The following is a 21,030-nucleotide window of genomic DNA, read 5'->3' on the forward strand; positions in this document are numbered from 1 at the left end:
GGCATGGCCAACTGGTTCAGGCGCGGCGCACCGGGCCCAAGACGCCCTCGGGCCTTTCCACCGCACGTCGGCGCGGCCCCCACGCCACCGCGAACCCGCGCCAGGCGGTCCCGGGTCGGGTTTTCCACAGCCCGGCACGGCATTCCCCGGTCGTCTGAAATCAGCGAATGCCCATTTAAAACGGCATAACCGGCCCGCAACATCCGACAGTTGTCCACAGGTTGCCACGTTTTCCACATACCGGTCCGCACCCCACTACATTCCAGCAAACCGCCCCTGCGGGACGGTCGCCGCTCTGTAGGTTGGACCGGGGTCCGACCCGAGGAGAGCGTCGATGCGGATCATGCTCACCGTGCTCAGCGAGCACGCCGACCGCGATGTCGTGGTCGAGGGCGACGAGACGACCACGGTGGCGCGGCTCGCCGAGTCGCTCACGGGTCAGGGCGGTGAGCGCCCCAGCAACGTCGTACGGCTGACCCGCAGCAAGGCCCCCTACGGACTCGGCCGCGAAGCGGGCGCGGCGCCCCCGACCCTCTGGCTGGACGGCCGCCCCCTCGACCCCTCCGCGCCCGCGCTCGGCCTGCTCCGCGACGGCGACCTCGTCACCCTCGACCGCGACCTGGCCGCGGCCACGGTCGCCGAGGAGCCGGGCGGCATCGTGGAGATCCGGGTGGTCGGCGGACCCGCCGCCGGATCCGTGCACCGCCTCAGCCTGGGAGTCCACACCGTCGGCTCCGACCCGGCCTGCGCGGTGGCCGTCGCCGACCCCCTGCTGCCCGGCGAGGCCGCCGTGGTGAGGCTCACCCCCGAGGCCATCACCGTCGAGGCGGGAACGGGTACGGGAACCCCTCCGAGACTGGACCGCGAACCTCTCGAAGGACCGGTGCCCTGGCCCGAGCACGCCGTGCTGACCTGCGGCGCGAGCGTGCTGACCCTCAGGGCGGTCGAGCCTCCCGACGCGCACCTGGACGCCCAGCCCGACGGCGGCCTCGCCTACAACCGGCCGCCCCGGCTGCGTCCGCCGGCGAGCACCCGGCGCTTCGAGGTCCCCGCCGAGCCGAAGCGGGCCGAGACCATGCGGCTGCAACTGCTGACCGCCTTCCTGCCCGCCGCGCTCGGCGTGGTCATGGCCTGGGCGTTCCAGATCTGGTACTTCCTGCTGATGGCGCTCATGACGCCGCTGATCATGGTCGGTCAGTGGTGGAGCGACAGGCGGCACGGCCGCAAGCAGCACCGCCAGCAGATGAAGCAGTACAAGGAGCGGCTGAAGGTCTTCGAGGCCGCCGTCGAGCGCGCCCGCGCCGACGACGAGGCGGAACGGCGCGCCGCCGCGCCCGACCCCGCCGAGGTCCTGCTCACCGCGACCGGCCCCAGGCGACGGCTGTGGGAGCGTCGCGACCACGACCAGGACGCCCTCAGGCTGCGGGTCGGCCTCGCCGACCTGCCCGCCGACCTGGAGTTCGCGCCCGAGCGCTCCGCCTCGGCCGAGACCGAGCTTCCCGACCTGCCCGACTGCCACGCGGTGCCGGTCGCGCTCGCCATGCGCCGTCTGGGCGTCGCGGGCCTGACCGGGCCCAGGCGGGCGACCGCGGGACTGGCCCGGTGGCTGGTCGGCCAGGCCGCCGCCCTGCACAGCCCCCGCGACCTGGCCATCGTGGTGCTGTCCGCGCACCGCGACGGGGACGAACGCTGGAACTGGGTGCGCTGGCTGCCGCACTGCGCCCCGCACGGCGGCGAGGACTGCGTGGCGCTGGTCGGCGCCGACCCGGAGGCCGCCGCCCGCAGGGTGAGCGAGCTGACCACGCTCATCGAGGAGCGCCAGGGTGAGGAGGAGGGGTCGTCGGCCAAGCTCGGCCGCATCCCGTCCGGCTGGGGCGACCTGGGCGGGCCGGGCCAGGCCGACCAGGCCCCCGTCTACGACGCGCGCCCCTACGACGTGCTGGTCGTCCTGGACGGCGCCCAGGTCCTGCGCGCGCTGCCCGGCATGCCGCAGGTCCTGCGCCAGGGGCCGAGGGCGGGCGTCTACACCCTGGCCCTGGACGACGACCAGCGGCTGCTGCCCGAGGAGTGCGCGACCGTCGCGGACGTGGCGGAGGACGGCACGGTACGGCTGCGCGGCGGCGGCCTCGACGGGCTGGGCGAGATCCTGGCCGACCAGGTCTCCGCCTCCTGGTGCGACCGGCTGGCCCGCTCCCTGGCCCCGGTGCGCGACGTCAGCCGCGACGACTCCAGCCTCGCCCTGCCCGGTTCCGCCAGGCTGCTGGACCTGCTCGAGCTCCCCTCCGTCACGGGCGCCGCCCTCGCCGAACGCTGGGGCCGTACGACGGAGGCGGTGATCGGGGCGGGTCCCGAGGGGCACTTCTCCGTCGACCTGCGCACCGACGGGCCGCACGCGCTCATCGCGGGCACGACCGGCGCCGGAAAGTCCGAGCTGCTGCAGACCCTGATCTGCTCGCTCGCGGTGGCCAACCGCCCTGACGAGATGACGTTCGTGCTGATCGACTACAAGGGCGGAGCCGCCTTCAAGGAGTGCGTACGGCTCCCGCACACCGTCGGCATGGTCAGCGACCTGGACGGCCACCTGACGCAGCGGGCGCTCGCCTCCCTGGCCGCCGAGATCCGCCGCCGCGAGCGCCTGCTGCTGGCCGCGGGGGCCAAGGACATCGAGGACTACCACGAGCTCCGCGACGCGCAGCGGGCCCGCGCCTCACGGGACCTGCTCGTGGCGGGAGCCGGGTCGTCGGTCAGGCAGCTGCCCCTGCGGGCCGATCCGCTGGAGGCGCTGCCCCGTCTCGTGCTGGTCATCGACGAGTTCGCGGCCATGGTCAGTGAGCTGCCCGACTTCATGACCGGCCTCGTCGACATCGCCAGGCGGGGCCGCTCTCTCGGCATCCACCTGATCCTGGCCACCCAGCGGCCCGGCGGCGTGGTGACCGCCGACATCCAGGCCAACACCTCGCTGCGCATCGCGCTGCGGGTGACCGAGGCCTCCGAGTCCGCCGACGTCATCGGCAGGCCGGAGGCCTCGCACATCTCCAAGTCCACCCCCGGCCGTTGCTACGTGAAGTCGGGCGCGGGCGCGGCGACGGCCGTGCAGGCCGCGCGGATCGGCGGGCGGAGCTCCGGCGCGCAGAGCGACGCCAGGGTGCGGGTGACCGAGGTGGACTGGCGGGCCCTGGGACAGCCGCTGTCGCCGCCGGAGACGGTCGCGGAGAACTCCGCCGTCACCGACCTGTCCCTGCTCGCCGACGCGCTGGTCGAGGCCGCCCGCGTCGCCGGCGTCCCCCGGCAGCCCAGCCCCTGGCTCCCGCCGCTCGACGACCTCCTGGTCGCCCCCGGCCTGTCCGCGGTGGCGGGGGACGCGCCGCCGTACCGGGCGGGGGTCCAGGAGGTGCCGCCGCTGGCGTTCGGGGTGACCGACTTGCCGTGGGCGCAGGACCGCAGGCCGCTGGCGCTGGACCTCGCCAGAGGGGGGCACCTGCTCCTGGCGGGCGCCTCCCGCAGCGGGCGGTCGACCGCGCTGCGCACGCTGGCCGGGGCGATCGCCGCCGGGGCGTCCCCCGAGGACGTGCACGTGCACGCGATCGACTGCGGTTCCGGAGCGCTGTTGCCGCTGATGGCCATGCCCCACTGCGGCGCGGTCGTGACCCGCGACCAGCTCGACCGGGTCGAACGGCTGCTGACCCGGCTGCGCGCCGAGATCGGGCGGCGGCAGCAGCTCCTGGCCGAGGCCGGGTACGCCTCGCTGGCCGAGCTGCGCGCCGCGACCACGGGACACAGGCTGCCGTGGCTGGTGCTGATGCTCGACCGCTGGGAGGGGTTCGTCGCCGCGTTCGAGGGTTACGACTACGGGCGGCTGATCGAGTCGATGATGCAGCTGCTCAGGGAAGGGCCCGCGGTCGGCCTGCGCGCCGTGGTGACCGGCGACAGGTCCGCGCTGATCGGGCAGATCTCCACGGTCTTCGACGACCGCCTCATCCTGCGCCTGGCCGACCCCGCCGACTACGGTCTGGCCGGACTGCCCGTCAAGGACCTGCCGACCACGCTCGCCCCCGGGCGCGCGCTGTCCACCGGCGAGCACGGCGTCACCGAGAGCCAGATAGCGCTGCTGTGCGACGACCCCTCGGGACCGGCCCAGGTCGCCACGCTCCAGTCGCTCGCCCGCGCCGTGCCCGCGCGCTTCGCCGACGCCCGCGCGGCGGGGGCCGGAGGCGGGGCGGCGGAGCCCGGCGGGTGGGTGTGGGACGGCGAGCCGCCGCTGCGGGTGGACGCGCTGCCGATGCGGATCACCATGGCCCAGTCGCTGGAGCTGGCCCCCTCCTTCGAGCCGCCCTCGCCCCTGTGGGCGCTGTTCGGCGTGGGAGGCGACTCGCTCGCCCCGCTCGGCGTCGACCTGCTCTCCCACGGCCCCGGCGCGGTCGTCGCGGGCCCCTCCCGCTCAGGACGCTCCTCCGCGCTGATGACCGCGGCCCGCTCCCTGCTGGCCCACGGCACGCCCGTCGTCCTGGTCACCCCCCGCCGCAGTCCGCTCAGCACGCTGGCCGACACGGCGGGGGTGCTGGCCGTGCTCGACGCGAACGGCGACCTGGAGGGGGCCGTCGCGGGACACGAACGCTATGTGGCGATCGTCGACGACGCCGAGCTGATCTCCGCGGACTCGTCCCTGGGCATGGCGCTGGAGCAGGTGCTGCGCACGGGGCGCGACAGCGAGCACGGTCTCATCGCGGGCGGCACCACGGGCGACATGACCACCGCCTACCGCGGCTTCGTGGCCGAGGCCCGCAAGGCGCGCACCGGCCTGCTGCTGTCCGTCCAGAGCCCCGCCGACGGCGACCTGTTCACCATCCGCCTCCCCAGAGGCGCGGTCGGCGGGCCGCCGGGACGAGGCCTGCTCGTCACCCTGGGCTCGGTGACCCCCCTCCAGACGGCCCTCCCGACCTGAGCCCGCCCTCCCTCTCCTGCCGCGAGAACGCCCTTCTCCCCCGCCGAAACGCCGTCCCATGAGGAAACCGGGTTTCGCCGGGGCGTTCTCCCCCACCGGTAGAAGGACATGAGGAATCGCCAAAGCGCCGCCCCGGCCTCGAAAACCGGAGCGGCGCCCTGACGAACGGGATCAGCGGGTGGCGGACTCGATGTTGCCGCGATAGGTGTTGATGACGCGGGAGGCCTCGGCGAGTTCTTCCGACATGCGCTGGAAAGCGGCGCGGTAGTTCTGCCACGCCTCGGTGAAACGCTGCGCTCCAGGACCGGTCCAAGCGGTGCCGACCTTGGCGGCCTCCCGGTCCAGAGCGGCCATGGTGGCTCTCACCTGGTCGGCCTGCTGGGTGAACTGGGTGGCCATCTGCTGCATTTCCGCGGGGTTGCCGCCGAGCAAGTTCTGGCTCATGCCAGTCTCCTTCGAGATCGGTGTCGGGGGGCTCACCAAACGAAATCACGATAGGCGAGTTGATCACAGAGGCGCTCGGATTATGCCGAGCGGTTATGGATCTTCCCATACCTGTGGACCGGCTAACGTTCGTGTTCGACAGAAACCTTTCGCGATACCGGGGATCGCGCCGATGCGGGAGATTGTGGTGACGGACGGAGGGACGGGAATCGGTTTCGCCGTGGCCTCGGCTCTCCTCGCCCGGGGAGACCGGGTCGCCGTCACCGGACGCCGCGAGCAGGCGTCGCGGGAGGCGGCGAAGAATCCGGGCGCCCGCCTCGGCGGGTAGGGACCCGCTTCGAACGGGCTCCGTACGGACAGGAGCAACGGGCCGTACGGACAGAAGCGGTGCCGAGCGGCGAAACTGGATCCGCGAGGTCCCGATCCCGGCTAGCGGGAACCGGGCGTACAGCTCTTCGCCCTGACAACTAGGAATAGGAACCTGATATGCGGAACGTCGATCCCGTCAGGCAGGGACCGCCCCCTCGGGCCCCCGGGCCCGGCGAGTAGGAACCGGACACGAATCTCCGGTTCCGTCAGGTCGGAACCGGACCAGCAGGATCCCGATCCTGGCAGGTAGGACCCCGCTCCTCCCCGGGATCAGACGACGCCTACACTCCGTTGAAGGCCCGCCAGCCCCCCGTTCGCGTGTGATGAAGGGAACAACGCCGGTGCAGAAGGTCTTGATCGCCAATCGTGGTGAGATCGCCGTGCGGATCGCCCGTGCCTGCAAGGACGCGGGTTTGGCCAGCGTCGCGGTCTATGCCGAGCAGGACCTGGACGCGCTGCATGTCCAGCTCTCCGACGAGGCTCACGCTCTGGGCGGCCAGTCTCCGGCGGAGACCTACCTGGACATCGACAAGTTGCTGGCGGTCGCCGCGGCCAGCGGCGCGGACGCGGTGCACCCGGGGTACGGGTTCCTCGCCGAGAACGCCGCGTTCGCCCAGGCGGTGATCGACGCCGGGCTGACCTGGATCGGGCCGCCGCCGTCGGCGATCGTGGCGTTGGGCGACAAGGTGCAGGCCCGCCACATCGCCCAGAAGGTCGGGGCCCCGCTGGTGGCCGGGACCGCCGAGCCCGTGGCCGGGGCCGAGGAGGTCGTGGCGTTCGCCGCCGAGCACGGTCTGCCGATCGCGATCAAGGCCGCCTACGGCGGAGGCGGGCGGGGCCTGAAGGTGGCCCGCACGCTGGAGGAGATCCCCGAGCTGTTCGACAGCGCGGTCCGCGAGGCGGTCGCGGCCTTCGGCCGGGGTGAGTGCTTCGTCGAGCGCTACCTGGACCGGCCGCGGCACGTGGAGACCCAGTGCCTGGCCGACACGCACGGGCAGGTCGTGGTCGTCTCCACCCGTGACTGCTCGCTGCAGCGGCGTCACCAGAAGCTCGTGGAGGAGGCGCCCGCGCCGTTCCTGACGCCCGAGCAGGTGGAGCTGCTCTACTCCTCGTCCAAGGCGATCCTGCGAGAGGCCGGATACGTCGGGGCCGGCACGTGTGAGTTCCTGGTCGGCCAGGACGGCACGATCTCCTTCCTGGAGGTCAACACCCGGCTGCAGGTGGAGCACCCGGTCAGCGAGGAGGTCAGCGGGCTGGACCTGGTGGCCGAGATGTTCCGGATCGCGGCCGGGGAGGCGCTGGGGTACGACGACCCGCCGGTGCGGGGGCACAGCATCGAGTTCCGGATCAACGCCGAGGACGCCGGGCGCGGCTTCCTGCCCGCGCCGGGCACGATCGGGACGCTGCGGCTGCCGTCCGGCCCCGGAGTGCGGGTGGACGCCGGTTACGCCGAGGGGATGACGGTGCCGGGGGCGTTCGACTCGCTGGTGGCCAAGGTCATCGTGACGGGGGCGGACCGGCGGCAGGCTCTGGCGCGTGCGCGGCGGGCGCTGGCGGAGTTCCGGATCGAGGGCATGCCGACGGTGGCGGAGTTCCATCGGGTGGTGGTGGACGAGCCCGCGTTCGTGGACGAGCCGTTCACCGTGCACACCCGGTGGATCGAGACCGAGTTCGTCAACCCGGTGCCGCCGTACGACGGGCCGGTGGCCGAGTCGGCCGTGGCCGGCGAGCGTGAGCGGGTGACGGTCGAGGTGGCCGGCAAGCGGCTGGAAGTGGTGCTGCCCGCCGGATTCGCCGCCGCCTCCGCCTCCGCTCCCGCCGGCGGATCCGGCCGGGGACGCGCCGGGCGTCGCGCCGGAGGCGGGCGTAAGGCGGCGGCCGGCGGGGACGGGCTGGTCAGCCCGATGCAGGGCACGATCGTGAAGGTCGCGGTGGCCGACGGGGACGTGGTCTCGGTCGGCGATGTGATCGTGGTCCTGGAGGCGATGAAGATGGAGCAGCCGCTGACCGCGCACCGGGCCGGAGTCGTGGCGGGGTTGAACGCCACGGCCGGGCAGAGCGTGACCGCGGGCGCGGCCATCTGCGACATCCGGGACGCCTGACCGGACCGTGCCGTGCTGACCTGGCCGGGAAACTCGTCGGCCAGGTCCCGGCGCCCCTCGCCGACCTGCCGAAGGCAGGACGCGGCGGGGAGGTGCGGGGTCCGTGTGGACGACACACCTCATGAGCCCCCACGGCTCTCCTCACGCTCCGAGGGCGCTCCCACCCGGTCGTCGCACCATGTAGACGTCGACCGGGTCCTGGACCTCGACGGTGAACCCATGGCGCTCGTAGAGCCGCCGGGCGGGGCTGCCCTGCAGGACGTTCAGGCGAACGGGCACACCGTCGGCGTCCGTCTGTCTCAGCAGCGCCCGCAGCACGGCCGATCCGAGCCCCCGGCCCTGGAGACCCGGAACGAGATAGAAGTGCTCCAGCCATCGTCCGTATGCCGGGGCGGACTCCCGGGAGCGGGGAGAGTCCCTGCGCGTCGTGGGGGAGCCGGGAGCGGTGGAGGCAAGGAACGCCGGAGACCGGGAGCGGCCGGGAGGACGCCGGGCGGACGGGCTGATCCGACCGTGGTGGCGGTGCCTAACCCGGCGTGGAAGGGGATACGGTCAAGGAGGGAACTCTGACGTCCATCCACTCGTCTTTGTAGGACGAAGGAGGCTTTCTGCCGTGACCACCAAGAAATCAGCGCCAGGTCGCCTCGGTGCCGCGATCATCGCGTTGCTCGCCGGGCTGCTGGCCGTCTTCATGATCGCGCCGGCGGCGAACGCCGCGGCGCCCGACCCGAGCACGATCGCGTCCGGTTTGAAGGACGGCGACCGCTTCTACGTCGATCCCTCGGCGGACATTCCCGCCGACGCCGCCGACGCCATGCGCAGCGCCGTCGAGCAGAGCTCCTCGGTCTACCTGGCGCTGCTGCCCACGGGCTCGGTCACCAGCAGCTCCCAGGCGAGGACCCTGCTGACCTCGATCCGCAAGGACGTGGGCGGCAAGTCGACCGTCCTGGTCATGAGCGGCAACGTGCCGTTCGGCGTTTCCAACATCAAGGGCGTCGACGTCGACGAGCTCCTCGGCCGCGCGAAGGTCGGCAACAGTCCGACGGACAACGTGATCAAGTTCGTCCAGCTGGCGGACGACGCGGGCACCGGCGCCGGCGTGAAGCCCGGCTCGTCCAGTTCCTCCGGTGGTTCCGGCGCGGGCGTGCTGGTCGGCATCCTGGTGCTGGCCCTGGCCGGCGGCCTGGGCGTCTTCTTCTACTCCCGCAAGAAGAAGAAGCAGCGCGAGGCCCGCGAGGCCGCCGAGCTGGCCGCGGTCAAGCAGACCGTGGACGAGGACGTCACCAAGTTCGGCGAGGAGATCACCTCGCTGGACACCGACGTCAAGCTGCTCGGCGACGGTTCGGAGCACCAGCAGGACTGGCAGCGCGCCCTCGACTCCTACGAGCGGGCCAAGGTGGAGCTGACGGCGGTCAAGCGCCCCGACGAGCTCCGTGGCGTGACCACCGCGCTGGAGGAGGGCCGTTACGCCCTCGCCTGCGTGAAGGCGCGGGTGAACCACCAGCCGCTCCCCGAGAGGCGCTCTCCGTGCTTCTTCAACCCGCAGCACGGCCCCTCCGTCCGTGACGTCCGCTGGGCCCCGCCCGGTGGCGCGGTGCGCGACGTGCCCGCCTGCGCGGCCGACGCCGAGGCGGTCGAGCGCGGCTTCGAGCCGCAGACGCGTCAGGTCATGGTCGACGGCCACTACCGCCCGTACTACGACGCCGGCCCCGCCTACCAGCCCTACGCCTACGGCTACTACGGCGGCTTCGGCGACGTGATGAGCGCGATGCTCGTCGGCACGGTGATGGGAAGCGTGCTGAGCGGCGGCTGGGGTTATGGCGGTTACGGCGGCTACGGCGCCGGTTACGAGCAGGGCCTGGCCGACGGTGGCGGCGGCAGCGACTTCGGTGGCGGCGGCGACTTCGGTGGCGGCGGCTGGGGCGACTTCGGTGGCGGCGGCGACTTCGGCGGAGGTGACTTCGGCGGCGGCGACTGGTGACCCCGTAGCCGTGCCGCTCACCGCCTGACCTCGGCGGTCCGGTCGGTCATCGCATGAATCCGATGGTCCGATCGGTCGCCGCACGAACCCGGAGCCCTGACGTGGCATCGCTGGAGACCGCTGAAGGTCGGGCGATCGCACCGGCCACCGCTGAACCCGGTCACTGCTGAAAGCCGAAACGGGCGCGTCCCTTGGGGACGCGCCCGTTCGTCGTGCGATCCCCGCCGTAGGAAGCCGGGCCTCCTGGCAGGCGGGACGTCGGTCACGCGGGACCGGCCTCCTGGCGGGCGACGCGCTCTCTCGCCAGCTCGGCCCGCAGTTCGGCGATCTCGTGCTGGAGCTCGAAGATGCGCCGGACGGCCGCGAGGGTCATGCCCTCGCCGACGAGCTCGATGGCGTTCTGGAGATCGCCGATCTCGTGCCGGGTGTAGCGACGCTGGCCGCCGCTGGAGCGAGCGGGCCGTACGACGTCGTGCTCGTCGAGACGGCGCAGGAACGCCTGCTCGACCTGGAGCATGTCGGCCACCTGGCCGACCGAGTACAACGGGGCGTGCTCGTCGTCGAAGGGGAGCCTGGCCATCGTCGATCCTTTCCTGAAGGTCTTTCAACGCGTCGGGGTGGGCGCCGGAACCCGGCGCCCACCCCACGAGGATTCGACGTTCAGGCCTGGCGGGTCAGGGCTTGATCGACCTGGTCTCCTCGGCCCTGTGGATCTCGACCTTACGAGGCCTGGCCTTCTCGATCACCGGGATGCGCACGGCCAGCACGCCGTTGGCGTACGCGGCATCGACCTTCTCGCTGTCGAGGTGCTCGGAGAGATAGACCCGGCGGGTGAAGAGGCCCTTCGGGCGCTCGCGGACGAACAGGCGGTCGTCCTGGCCGTACTCCTCCTCGCGCCTGGCGCTCACCGACAGGACGCCCCGGTCGACGGTGACCTCGATGGAGTCGGGGTCGACCCCCGGAAGGTCGAACTTGAGAAGCACGTCGTCCTTGCGGCGGACGCCGTCCAGCGGCATGGCTCCGCTCGCACCCGCCTCACCCCATCCGAGGGCCTGCTTCGCGAGCCGGTCGAACTGACGGTCGAACTCCTGAACGAACGGGTCGATCGACGTCAGCAGCATCGGTAACCACCTCCGTTGAACCAGGCAGGTATCCTCAAGCCTGCCTTCTCGAAAACCTCTTACTACAGTTATAAGTAACCGACGTGCCGCTGAGCAAGTCATCTCTCGAAATTTTTCGAGCCTCTTCGGAGGCGCCCGACGGCCCAGGCCGCCCCCTTCACACCGGACGGCTCGGACGGCCGACGCGCTCCGCCGAAAAAGAGCGGCACGGCAGGCAAAGGGTGCAAGCAGCCGTCTAGCGGGATGCAATGATCCACTGACACGATCGGGACTGCTTTCAAGGAGGCTCCCGTGCGTCGTTCCGTTTCCCTGGCACTCCTCGCTGCGATCTTCGCGCTGTCAGGGCCCATGACCTCTCCCGCTCAGGCCGCGGCCGGGCCGTGCAAGCCCGGTCAGGGCGCCAACCTGCGTGGCAAGGACTTCACCAAGGGCGCCCAGCTGCCCTACAGCCTGCGCTGCGCCGACCTGACCGGAGCGAAGCTGGGCGGCGTCGAGCTCATCCAGAAGGATCTGACGGGGGCGATCCTGCGCAACGCCAACCTCAGGCAGGCCAACCTCACCCAGGCCACGCTCAAGTACGCCGACCTGCGAGGAGCCGACCTCAGCGAGGCCGACCTCGGCCAGATGCACGCCGACCACGCCGACCTGCGCGGCGCGATCCTGGTGGACGCGGAGGCCGGGCAGGCCGAGTTCCCGTACGCGGACCTGACCGGGGCCAAGCTGACCCGAGCCGAGTTGACCCAGGTCAACTTCGTCAACGCCAAGCTGGTCGACGCCGACCTCAACGAGAGCAGGCCCGGCCAGCTCAAGGCGCGCAAGGCCGACTTCACCCGGGCGAAGCTGCACGAGGCCAAGATGGGACAGTCCAACCTGGGCCACGCGGTCTTCAAGGACGCCGACCTGAGCGAGGCCGTGTTCGACCAGGCCGAGCTGGACGGCGCCGACTTCACCGGCGCGCTGGTCCAGGACGCCTCCTTCATCCAGGCCGACGACGCGGACCTGACCGGCGCCAAGGGGACTCCGAAGGGCATCGACCTGCCGTCGTTCACCCAGCCGACCCCCGCCGAAGAGGCCTCCGATCCCGAGACGGCCGAAACCCCGGCCGCGCAGCCCGCGGGAGGCAGGAGCGGCCCGTCCGTCGGGCTCGTCATGGTCGTGCTCAGCGCCGTCGGCCTGGCCGCCACCGTGGTGATCTGGGGCGTCAGCGCCCAGCGGCGGAGCAGGCGCAACGCCAGGTTCGCGCTCATGCGACGCGGCGCCGAGGAGGACATCACCCGGCTGGGTGAGGAGATCGACCAGCTCGACTACGAGTTCCAGGTCAGCGGGCGCGGCGGCATGACCGCGGACAACGACTGGCGGCACGCCATCGACGCCTACGAGGCCGCCAAGAACGCGCTGGCCGTGGCCAGGCAGGCGGAGGAGCTGCACTTCGTGGCGCGCGCCGTACAGGACGGCAGGAACGCCCTGAGCCGCCTGCGGGCGAGGACGTCCCGCTGACCCACGCCCCGCCGGGGTGGCGGACCGTCCGGCTGGGCGCCGCCGGACGGTCTCGGCGCTCGTCGCGCCGGGCTGGGCCCGCGTCGCTTTGGCCGGCGACCCCGACGGGCTGAACCGGGCGGCCGACCACGGGGCCCGGCACGGGGCGTCGCGCTCAACCGGGGTGAGCGGGGGGCGTCACGCTCAACCGGGGTGAGCGAGGGGCGTCGCGCGTCGCGCTCAGCCGGGGTGGGCGGCCAGGTGGCCGAGCAGCAGGTCGTTGACCCGGTCCGGGGCCTCGAGCTGCAACCAGTGGCCCGCGCCTTCGAGGCGTTCGTACCGCCAGGGGCCGCTGACGTGCCTGGCCGTACCGGTCATCCACTCCTCGGTGAGGAACCGGTCGCGAGTGCTCCACACCCCCAGCGTGGGCGCCTGGATGGCGGGCAGGTCGAGAGGCGGGGCGACCAGGGTCTCGGGGCGGACACCGGTGCGGTAGATCGCCAGCGCGGCGCTGAGCGCCTCGGGATCGCGCATGCGCTCGACGACCTCGTCGGCGTCGGGGTGCTCGGCCAGCATCTCACGGCAGTTGCGGAAGTCGTCCTGGCTGAGCCACTGCTCGGCGACGCCGACGAACTGGAAGAGCAGCATGTACCACGACTTCTCCCGCTGCCGCCATCCCGCGTCGACCAGGGCCGCGGGGTGACCGACCGACAGGCAGGTGAGGCTGGCCACCCGCTGGGGCGCGACCGCGGCGAGGATCTGCACGAGAGCCGACCCCCAGTCGTGCCCCACCAGATGCGCCCGCGCGACGCCGAGCCTGTCGAGGACGGCGAGAAGGTCGCCGAGATGCCGGTCGAGCTCGTAGTTCTCCAGCCCCGCGGGCTTGTCGGAGTCGCCGAACCCGCGCAGGTCGGGGGCGATCGTACGGTATCCGGCGGCGTTGAGCGCGGCCACCTGGTGACGCCAGCAGGCGTGGGTGTCGGGAAAGCCGTGGACGAGCAGGACCGCGGGGCCCTCCCCGCTGTCCTGGACGTTGAGACCGATGCCGTTGACCTCGACGCGCATCATGACACTCCGGTGGTCTGGGAGAACCGGGCGCGGCGGACACCGGCGGCGTCGACCGTATGACGATCATAACGGGGGCGCCGCCCCCTGAGAGGTCCGTGAGGGGCCGGCGACCTCTCGGGTCAGATGCCGCTGGGGGTCATCGGCTGCATGAGACGGCGGGCCGCCTCGGTGATGGAGCCGGACATCGACGGGTAGACCGCGAAGGTGTGGGCGAGCTGGTCGACGGTGAGACGCTGCTGGACCGCGACGGAGACGGCCAGGATCAGCTCGGACGCCCGGGGGGCGACCACGACGCCGCCGAGGATGATGCCGGTGTGCGGGCGGCAGAACAGTTTCACGAAGCCGTCGTTGAACCCCTGCATCTTGGCCCGGGCGTTGGTGGCGAGCGGCAGCTTGACGACGTTGGCCTCGATCTCGCCGGATTCGATCGCCTTCTGTGTGACGCCCACGGCGGCGATCTCGGGGTCGGTGAAGATGTTGGAGGCGACGGTGGCCAGGCGCAGCGGCTGCACGGCCTCGCCGAGCGCGTGCCAGACGGCGATGCGGCCCTGCATGGCGGCGACCGAGGCGAGCATCAGCACGCCGGTGCAGTCACCGGCCGCGTAGACGCCGGGCGCGGAGGTGCGGGAGACCTTGTCGACCTGGATGAACCCGCCCCGGTCGAGGGTGACCCCGGCCTCCTCCAGGCCGATGCCGCTGGTGTTGGGGATCATGCCGACCGTCATCAGGCAGTGGGTGCCCTCGGCCGTCCTGCCGTCCTCAAGCGTGACGACCACGCCGTCGGCGGTGCGTTTGACGGACTCCGCCCGGGAACGCCCCATGACGTTCATCCCGCGGCGGCGGTAGACCTCCTCCAGGACCTCGGCGGCGTCGGCGTCCTCGTTGGGCATCATCCGGTCGCGCGAGGAGACGAGGGTGACCTCGGAGCCGAGGGAACGGTAGGCTCCGGCGAACTCTGCGCCGGTCACTCCCGAGCCGACCACGATGAGGTGCTCGGGCAGCTCCTCCAGGTCGTACATCTGCCGCCAGGTGAGGATGCGCTCGCCGTCGGGCTCGGCGGAGGGCAGGATGCGCGGGGTCGCCCCCGTCGCCACGATCACGACGTCGGCCCTGATCGTCCGGTCGCCAGCCCTGACCACCTGGGGATCGACCAGCCGTCCCGCGGCCCGGACGATCTCGACGCCCTCCGCGGCCAGGCGCGCGGCGATGTCGGCGGACTGCGCCTGGGCCAGGTCCTTCACTCGCGTGTTGACCAGCGGCATGTCGGCGATGACGCCGCCGACGTCGCCGTCGGGGCCGCCGGTGAAGTGCACGCCGAGCATGCTGGCGTCGAGAAGGGCCTGTTTGCGCACCGAGGTGGCGATCAGCGTCTTGGACGGCACGCAGTCGGTGAGGACGCAGGCCCCGCCGGGGCCCTCCTGTTCGACGACGGTCACCTGTGCCCCAAGTTGCGCGGCCACCAGAGCCGCCTCGTACCCGCCGGGCCCGCCACCGATGATCACGATCCTCGTCACGTACCCCATTGTCCCGCATCTTTCGGACCAATCACTCGCTGGGTCCCCTCAAACACCACGAAAGTGCCCCGAAAGCCCCCTGGGGCCGGGGACGCAACCGACCGGCCTCGTTCGGGACGACCGGATCCCAAGGATTCGGGTCCGAGTCAAAGGCTTGGAAGTCCCGTCAAAGGAAAACGACACGACGCCGAGGCGAAGTGAGCGCCGGGCAGATCTTCGATTACTGTTGGATGCCGTGCCTGTCTACGCCGCCTACGGCAGCAACATGGACCCGAAGCAGATGGCCCAGCGGGCCCCTCACTCCCCCATGCGGGGGTCAGGCTGGCTTCAGGGCTGGCGCCTCACGTTCGGCGGGAACGACCTCGGCTGGGAGGGCGCTCTCGCCACCATCGTCGAAGACCCCTTCGAGGAGGTCTTCGTCGTGCTCTACGACGTGCCCGAGTGGGACGAGACCTCCCTCGACCAGTGGGAGGGCGCGGCACGCGGCCTCTACCACAAGGTCAGGCTCAGGGTTCAGACCCTGGACGGCGAGGTCGTGGCCTGGTTCTACGTGATCGACGGCTACGAGGGCGGCCTGCCCTCCGCGCGCTATCTCGGCATCCTGGCCGAGGCCGCCGAGCGGGCGGGCGCGCCGGACGACTACGTCAAGGATCTGCGCGGCCGTCCCTGCACGTCACTGGGAGGCTGACCCGGACGGCCTCTCCCGCCGCCCGGTCGCCGGGAGCCACCCGGGATGAGCCTCCCACCGTCCGAGGGGAGAGGCCGAACATGCGGAAACACGTGAATTGACCGAAAGGTCCGCACCCGCGTGCATTCCGCGTAATCCAAGGAGAACGGCGAGTACGCTCGGTGAGATGACCAACGACCCTTATGCACTCGCCACCGACGCCGCGACAGCGCTGAAGGGCGCTGTCGGAGTCGGCTCCTTCGACGTCGCGCTGGTGATGGGTTCGGGCTGGGTTCCGGCCGCCGACGCGATCGGCGAGACGATCGCCGAGATCCCGGTGACCGACCTGCCCGGCTTCGCGCCTCCCGCGGTGGCGGGCCACGCGGGCAGGATCCGCGCGGTGCGTACCGAGTCGGGCAAGAACGCGCTGATCTTCCTCGGCCGCACCCACCTCTACGAGGGCCACGGCGTGAACCCGGTCGTGCACGGCGTGCGGACCGCGATCAGGGCGGGGGCGGGCACGGTCGTGCTGACCAACGCCGCGGGCGGCCTGCGCCCCGAGACGCAGGAGGTCGGTGAGGCGGTGCTGATCAGCGACCACATCAACCTGACCGGCGCCAACCCGATCACCGGCGCCACCTTCGTCGACCTGACCGACGTCTACACCCCGCGCCTGCGCGACCTCGTCCGGGAGGTCGAGCCGTCGATGGCCGAGGGCGTCTACGTGGCCTTCCGCGGTCCGACCTACGAGACCCCGGCGGAGGTCCGCATGTGCAGGATCCTCGGCGGCGACATGGTCGGGATGTCCACGGCGCTGGAGGCCGTCGCGGCCCGCGAGGGCGGCGCGGACGTGCTCGGCGTCTCCCTGGTCACCAACCCCGGCGCGGGCCTGGTCGGCGAGCCGCTCAACCACGAGGAGGTGCTGGCGGTCGGCCGTGCCACCGCCACGCGCATGGGCGTCCTGCTCTCCAAGGTCGTCAACAAGCTGTAGAGACCGCACAGGCGGGCGGCCGCCCCGAGCGAGAGATGACGATGAGCAGCGATCTTGTACGGCTGGCGCAGGCCTGGCTCGCCCAGGACCCCGACCCCGAGACCCGGGCCGAGCTCGCCGCGCTCCTCGAGCGCCTCCCCGAGGACGGCGAGGACGCACTGCGGGAACGGTTCCACGCCAAGCTGGAGTTCGGCACCGCGGGACTGCGGGGCGAACTCGGCGCGGGCCCCAATCGGATGAACCGGGTCACCGTCATGCGCGCCGCGGCGGGCCTGGCCCGGGTCCTCGGCCCCGGCAGGCACGTCGTGATCGGTTACGACGCCAGACACAAGTCCGACGTCTTCGCCCGCGACACCGCCGCCGTGCTCACCGGGGCCGGGCTGCGGGCGTCCGTGCTTCCCGAGCCGCTGCCGACCCCCGTGCTGGCCTTCGCCGTGCGTCACCTCGGCGCGGACGCGGGCGTGACCGTCACCGCCAGCCACAACCCGCCCCGCGACAACGGCTACAAGGTCTACTGGGGTGACGGTTCGCAGATCGTGCCGCCGGTCGACGCGGAGATCTCCGCCGCGATCGACGCCGTCGGCCCGGTGTCCGGGCTGCCGCTCGGCTCCGGGTGGACCGAGTTGGGCGACGACGTCGTGGCCGCCTACCTGGCGGCGGTGACGGCGCTGCCGCTCGGCGACGCCAGAGGGCTGCGGGTGGCCTACACCCCGTTGCACGGCGTGGGAGGCGCCCTGGTGACCCGGGCCTTCCTGGCGGCCGGGTTCGACGCCCCCGCCGTCGTCGAGGCGCAGGCGGCCCCCGACCCGGACTTCCCGACCGTCGCGTTCCCCAACCCGGAGGAGCCCGGCGCGATGGACCTCGCACTGGAGCTGGCCCGGCGGGTCGAGGCGGACGTCGTGCTGGCCAACGACCCCGACGCGGACCGCTGCGCGGTCGGCGTGCGCCTGCCCGGCGGGGACTACCGGATGCTGAGCGGGGACGAGGTCGGCTCGCTCCTCGGCGAGCACGTGATCCGCCGGACCTCGGGCGAGGGACGCCTGGTGGCCACGACGATCGTCTCGTCGTCGCTCCTCGGCAAGATCGCCGCTGGATACGGCGTGCGCTACGCCGAGACCCTCACCGGCTTCAAGTGGATCATGAAGGCCGGTGAGGGGCTCGTCTTCGGCTACGAGGAGGCCCTCGGGTACAGCGTCGGTCACAGTGCCGACCGCAGTGTCGACCACACCCCCGGTCACAGCGCCGGTCACAGCGCCGGTCACAGTGCCGGTCACAGTGCCGGTCACAGTGCCGGTCACAGTGCCGGCCACAGTGCCGGCCACAGTGCCGGCCACAGTGCCGGCCACAGTGCCGATCCCGGCTCCGACCACGACGCCGGATCGGAAGCGGTCCTGCCCGTCCACGACAAGGACGGCGTCGGCGCGGCGCTGACCGTCGCGGGCCTCGCCGCCCAGGCCAAGCTCGAAGGCCGTACCCTGCTGGACCTCCTCGACGACCAGGCCCGCGCGTACGGCCTGCACGCCACCTCCCAGCTGTCGGTCAGGGTCGCCGACCTGTCGCTGATCTCGGGGGCGATGGCCCGCCTGCGCGCCGTCCCGCCGGTCGAGCTGGGCGGCCGTAAGGTCGAGTCCGCCGACGACCTGAGCGAGGGCTCGGCGGACCTGCCCCCCACGGACGGCCTGCGCTACCGCCTCTCCGGCGGCGCTCGCGTCGTGGTCCGCCCGTCGGGCACGGAGCCCAAGCTCAAGTGCTACCTGGAGGTCGTCGTCCCGGTCGAGGGCGAGGTCGCGGAAGCCCGGCGGCGGGCCGCGGACGACCTCGACGCCCTGAGGTCCGACCTGTCGGCCGCCCTCGGCCTGTAGCCCGCACGGAGACGGCGCCGGTCCGCGTGGAGACGGCCAGCCCGCGTGGAAAGGGCACCGGTTCGCGCGGAGACAGCCAGCCCACACGGAGAGGCTGCCGGTCCGCGTGGAGAGGATGCCGACCCGCGCGGGGAGTGCGCCGCCCGCGTCAGACCAGGAAGGCCGCGACGACCACGACGACGGCCGCCGCCAAGGCCGCCAGGGCGCTCGGAGACCAGCCTGCCCTGAGCGTCCCGGGATCGGGAAGGGCGCCCGCGACTCCGGGCGTCACCCGTTTGGCGGACTCGGCACGCTCGGTGATCTGCTCGGCCACCCAGTCGGCGTGGGTCTTGCCCGCCAACGCCTCTGCGGCCGCCTGCTCGGCCTTCGAACGCGCGGGCTCGGTCTTGAAACGGCCCTTGCCGCTCTGCGGGCTCGCCCTGCGCATCGCCGCCACCCGCTCACGGCCCGAGGTCTGCGGCGTCCAGCAGCGGACGACACGGCCCCCCGAGGTGATCGTGATCGTGTGGGAGACGGTGACCTCGTCGACCAGACGCCACGGCACGAAGACGTTCCTGAGCGGGTTGCGGACCAGCACGCCCTCTCCTGTGAGGACGACCGCCGGGCGCAGGCAGGTGATGAAGACCAGCGCGGTCAGCACGGCCAGCACCGCCGCGGCGGCCATCGAGGACGGCCCGTTGTAGCGGACGATCAGGTCCACCGCGTTGAACGCGGCGAAGGCCATCCAGATCCAGCCGAGAACCTGCGCGGCCTTCGACCGGAACACCTGCTTCATCGCGCTGACCCCGCTCCCGCGAACCCGTTCACGCCTGCCACTTGAGCTGGGCGAAGCCTGGCTTGATCACGCCGTTGATGAGCGCGAGGCGCTCGTCGAACGGCAGGAACGCCGACTTCATGGCGTTGATGGTGAACCACTGCATATCGTCCCATCCATAGCCGAACGCCTCGGACAGCTTGGCGAACTCCTCGGAGACGGAGGTGCCGCTCATCAGCCGGTTGTCGGTGTTGACCGTGACCCGGAAGTTGAGCGCCCGCAGCAGGCCGATCGGATGCTCGGCGATGGAGGGGGCGGCGCCGGTCTGGAGGTTGGAGGTCGGGCACATCTCAAGCGGGATGCGCTTGTCACGGACGTAGGCCGCCAGCCTGCCGAGCTTGGTCGACCCGTCGCCGGAGACCGCGATGTCGTCGATGATCCGGACGCCGTGGCCGAGCCGGTCGGCGCCGCACCACTGGATCGCCTGCCAGATCGACGGCAGGCCGAAGGCCTCGCCCGCGTGGATGGTGAAGTGGGCGTTCTCGCGCTGGAGGTACTCGAAGGCGTCGAGGTGACGGGTGGGAGGGTAGCCCGCCTCCGCCCCCGCGATGTCGAAGCCCGCCACGCCGACGTCACGGTAACGGACGGCCAGCTCGGCGATCTCCATGGACCTGGCCTGGTGGCGCATCGCGGTGAGCAGGGTGCCCACCTTGATCCCGCGCCCCTCCGAGCCGACCCTGAAGCCTTCGAGCACGGCCTCGATCACCTCCTCCAGGCTCAGGCCCGCCGAGGTGTGCTGCTCGGGCGCGTACCGCACCTCGGCGTAGACCACGCCGTCGGCGGCCAGGTCCTCCGCGCACTCGGCGGCGACCCTGACCAGCGAGTCGCGCGTCTGCATGACGCCGACCGTGTGGTCGAAGGTCTCGAGGTAGCGCTCAAGCGAGCCGGAGTCGGCGGCCTCCTGGAACCACGTCCGCAGGGCGCCCGCATCGGTCGTGGGCAGCCTGTCGTAGCCCGACTCGCACGCCAACTCGATGATCGTCTCGGGCCGCAGACCACCGTCGAGATGGTCGTGGAGAAGCACCTTCGGAGCCCGACGGATCTCCTCAAGGGCGAGTGGCTGACTCATCTCATCATCCTAGACGGGGTGGATTCAGGAGCGACGGTATTAGCCGGTGTGGGCGGGTTCCAACTCGTTCGGAGACGGTCACCCCGATTGGCCGCGCGCCAGGCGAGACGGTTCCGGTCGATCGTGATGGGCGACCTGCCCGGCGTCGGCAGAAGCTCCACAGCCGAGAGCCGGGCCTTCCCTTGGTTCTGCGGGCTCACTTGGTTCGCTTGCTTCTCTGGGTTCGTTTTGTTCTCCGGGCTGGGCTTGGTTCGCGTGGAGGGGGGCGGGTGGTCCGGCCGGCCGTCTCAGCTGAGCTCTGGTGAGATCAGGCCTCCGGCCTGGCGGGCGTGCCTGGTTGCGGTCCTTTTATACGCCGGCCGGACCACCCGCCCCCCTCCACGCATGACTACCGGTTTCGTACGGTGTGCCCGCCGTAGTCGCTCCCTTTCCGGCCGCCCATTCACCTCCAGGCGGCTGAAGCAATCCGCAGGGGCTTCATCCATGGTCGATCGCCGTAGCTGAAGCCTCCCTTTCGAAAGACATCCCAGGAGCTTTAGGTGTCAAGCAGCCAGCGATTCGGCGTGATGCGCCCATGCGGTCGCCTCGTCGTAAAGGGTGCCGGTCTTGA

16 protein-coding genes are annotated in these 21,030 nt (G+C 71.8%); 8 read left to right on the top strand and 8 right to left on the bottom strand.

Translation table 11 applies throughout. The features are described 5' to 3' along the window. Positions 1–334: 334 nt before the first annotated feature. Positions 335–4,942 carry a type VII secretion EssC family protein gene (locus PKF00_RS09505; protein WP_271217008.1) on the top strand — a complete coding sequence of 1,536 codons (4,608 nt, stop codon included), beginning with the start codon at positions 335–337 and terminating at the stop codon, positions 4,940–4,942. A 171-nt stretch (positions 4,943–5,113) separates the two neighbouring features. Here PKF00_RS09505 and PKF00_RS09510 read toward each other — a convergent pair whose 3' ends face one another. Beyond that, positions 5,114–5,386, bottom strand: a complete 273-nt coding sequence (locus PKF00_RS09510; protein ID WP_184755698.1) for a WXG100 family type VII secretion target — start codon at positions 5,384–5,386, stop codon at positions 5,114–5,116. Positions 5,387–5,558: 172 nt separating this feature from the next. Between PKF00_RS09510 and PKF00_RS09515 the strand changes: the two genes are divergently transcribed. Both PKF00_RS09515 and PKF00_RS09520 read left to right on the top strand, forming a co-directional pair. Beyond that, positions 5,559–5,714 (top strand): SDR family NAD(P)-dependent oxidoreductase, encoded by a 156-nt coding sequence (locus PKF00_RS09515; RefSeq protein ID WP_271217009.1) that lies wholly within the window; start codon positions 5,559–5,561, stop codon positions 5,712–5,714. 382 nt (positions 5,715–6,096) lie between these two features. Continuing rightward, positions 6,097–7,857, top strand: a complete 1,761-nt coding sequence (locus PKF00_RS09520; RefSeq protein ID WP_271217010.1) for an acetyl/propionyl/methylcrotonyl-CoA carboxylase subunit alpha — start codon at positions 6,097–6,099, stop codon at positions 7,855–7,857. A 141-nt stretch (positions 7,858–7,998) separates the two neighbouring features. Here PKF00_RS09520 and PKF00_RS44495 read toward each other — a convergent pair whose 3' ends face one another. Next, positions 7,999–8,364: a GNAT family N-acetyltransferase gene (locus PKF00_RS44495; protein ID WP_309298385.1), complete on the bottom strand. Its 366-nt coding sequence runs from the start codon at positions 8,362–8,364 to the stop codon at positions 7,999–8,001. Positions 8,365–8,470: 106 nt separating this feature from the next. Here PKF00_RS44495 and PKF00_RS09530 point away from each other — a divergent pair, with 106 nt between their 5' ends. Next, on the top strand, positions 8,471–9,838 hold the full coding sequence (locus tag PKF00_RS09530; protein ID WP_271217011.1) for a hypothetical protein: 1,368 nt from the start codon (positions 8,471–8,473) through the stop codon (positions 9,836–9,838). A gap of 262 nt (positions 9,839–10,100) precedes the next feature. Here the strand turns inward: PKF00_RS09530 and PKF00_RS09535 are convergent, their stop codons facing one another. Both PKF00_RS09535 and PKF00_RS09540 read right to left on the bottom strand, forming a co-directional pair. Next, positions 10,101–10,418 carry a MerR family transcriptional regulator gene (locus tag PKF00_RS09535; protein ID WP_271217012.1) on the bottom strand — a complete coding sequence of 106 codons (318 nt, stop codon included), beginning with the start codon at positions 10,416–10,418 and terminating at the stop codon, positions 10,101–10,103. A 94-nt stretch (positions 10,419–10,512) separates the two neighbouring features. Then, positions 10,513–10,959 (bottom strand): Hsp20/alpha crystallin family protein, encoded by a 447-nt coding sequence (locus tag PKF00_RS09540; protein WP_271217013.1) that lies wholly within the window; start codon positions 10,957–10,959, stop codon positions 10,513–10,515. A gap of 291 nt (positions 10,960–11,250) precedes the next feature. Here PKF00_RS09540 and PKF00_RS09545 point away from each other — a divergent pair, with 291 nt between their 5' ends. Further along, a complete protein-coding gene (locus PKF00_RS09545; protein WP_271217014.1) occupies positions 11,251–12,456 on the top strand; it encodes a pentapeptide repeat-containing protein in 1,206 nt (401 codons plus the stop codon). 219 nt (positions 12,457–12,675) lie between these two features. On the opposite strand, the gene PKF00_RS09550 is transcribed toward PKF00_RS09545, so the two are convergent. Further along, positions 12,676–13,503 (bottom strand): alpha/beta fold hydrolase, encoded by an 828-nt coding sequence (locus tag PKF00_RS09550; RefSeq protein WP_271217015.1) that lies wholly within the window; start codon positions 13,501–13,503, stop codon positions 12,676–12,678. A 119-nt stretch (positions 13,504–13,622) separates the two neighbouring features. Then, positions 13,623–15,017: an NAD(P)H-quinone dehydrogenase gene (locus tag PKF00_RS09555; protein ID WP_271217016.1), complete on the bottom strand. Its 1,395-nt coding sequence runs from the start codon at positions 15,015–15,017 to the stop codon at positions 13,623–13,625. Between the two features lie 235 nt (positions 15,018–15,252). Between PKF00_RS09555 and PKF00_RS09560 the strand changes: the two genes are divergently transcribed. From PKF00_RS09560 to PKF00_RS09570, 3 genes are all read left to right on the top strand, one after another. Beyond that, positions 15,253–15,705 carry a gamma-glutamylcyclotransferase family protein gene (locus tag PKF00_RS09560; RefSeq protein WP_271217017.1) on the top strand — a complete coding sequence of 151 codons (453 nt, stop codon included), beginning with the start codon at positions 15,253–15,255 and terminating at the stop codon, positions 15,703–15,705. A gap of 166 nt (positions 15,706–15,871) precedes the next feature. Next, positions 15,872–16,675, top strand: a complete 804-nt coding sequence (locus PKF00_RS09565) for a purine-nucleoside phosphorylase (RefSeq protein WP_271217018.1) — start codon at positions 15,872–15,874, stop codon at positions 16,673–16,675. A gap of 41 nt (positions 16,676–16,716) precedes the next feature. Next, positions 16,717–18,537, top strand: coding sequence for a phospho-sugar mutase (locus PKF00_RS09570; RefSeq protein WP_425582324.1), 1,821 nt, complete (start codon positions 16,717–16,719; stop codon positions 18,535–18,537). A gap of 148 nt (positions 18,538–18,685) precedes the next feature. On the opposite strand, the gene PKF00_RS09575 is transcribed toward PKF00_RS09570, so the two are convergent. Continuing rightward, positions 18,686–19,312: a PH domain-containing protein gene (locus PKF00_RS09575; RefSeq protein ID WP_271217020.1), complete on the bottom strand. Its 627-nt coding sequence runs from the start codon at positions 19,310–19,312 to the stop codon at positions 18,686–18,688. A 28-nt stretch (positions 19,313–19,340) separates the two neighbouring features. Continuing rightward, a complete protein-coding gene (locus tag PKF00_RS09580; protein WP_271217021.1) occupies positions 19,341–20,420 on the bottom strand; it encodes an adenosine deaminase in 1,080 nt (359 codons plus the stop codon). Positions 20,421–21,030 lie beyond the last annotated feature (610 nt).

Origin of the sequence: Streptosporangium carneum, assembly GCF_027922005.1 — a bacterium.
Classification (GTDB): Bacteria; Actinomycetota; Actinomycetes; order Streptosporangiales; family Streptosporangiaceae; genus Streptosporangium; species Streptosporangium carneum.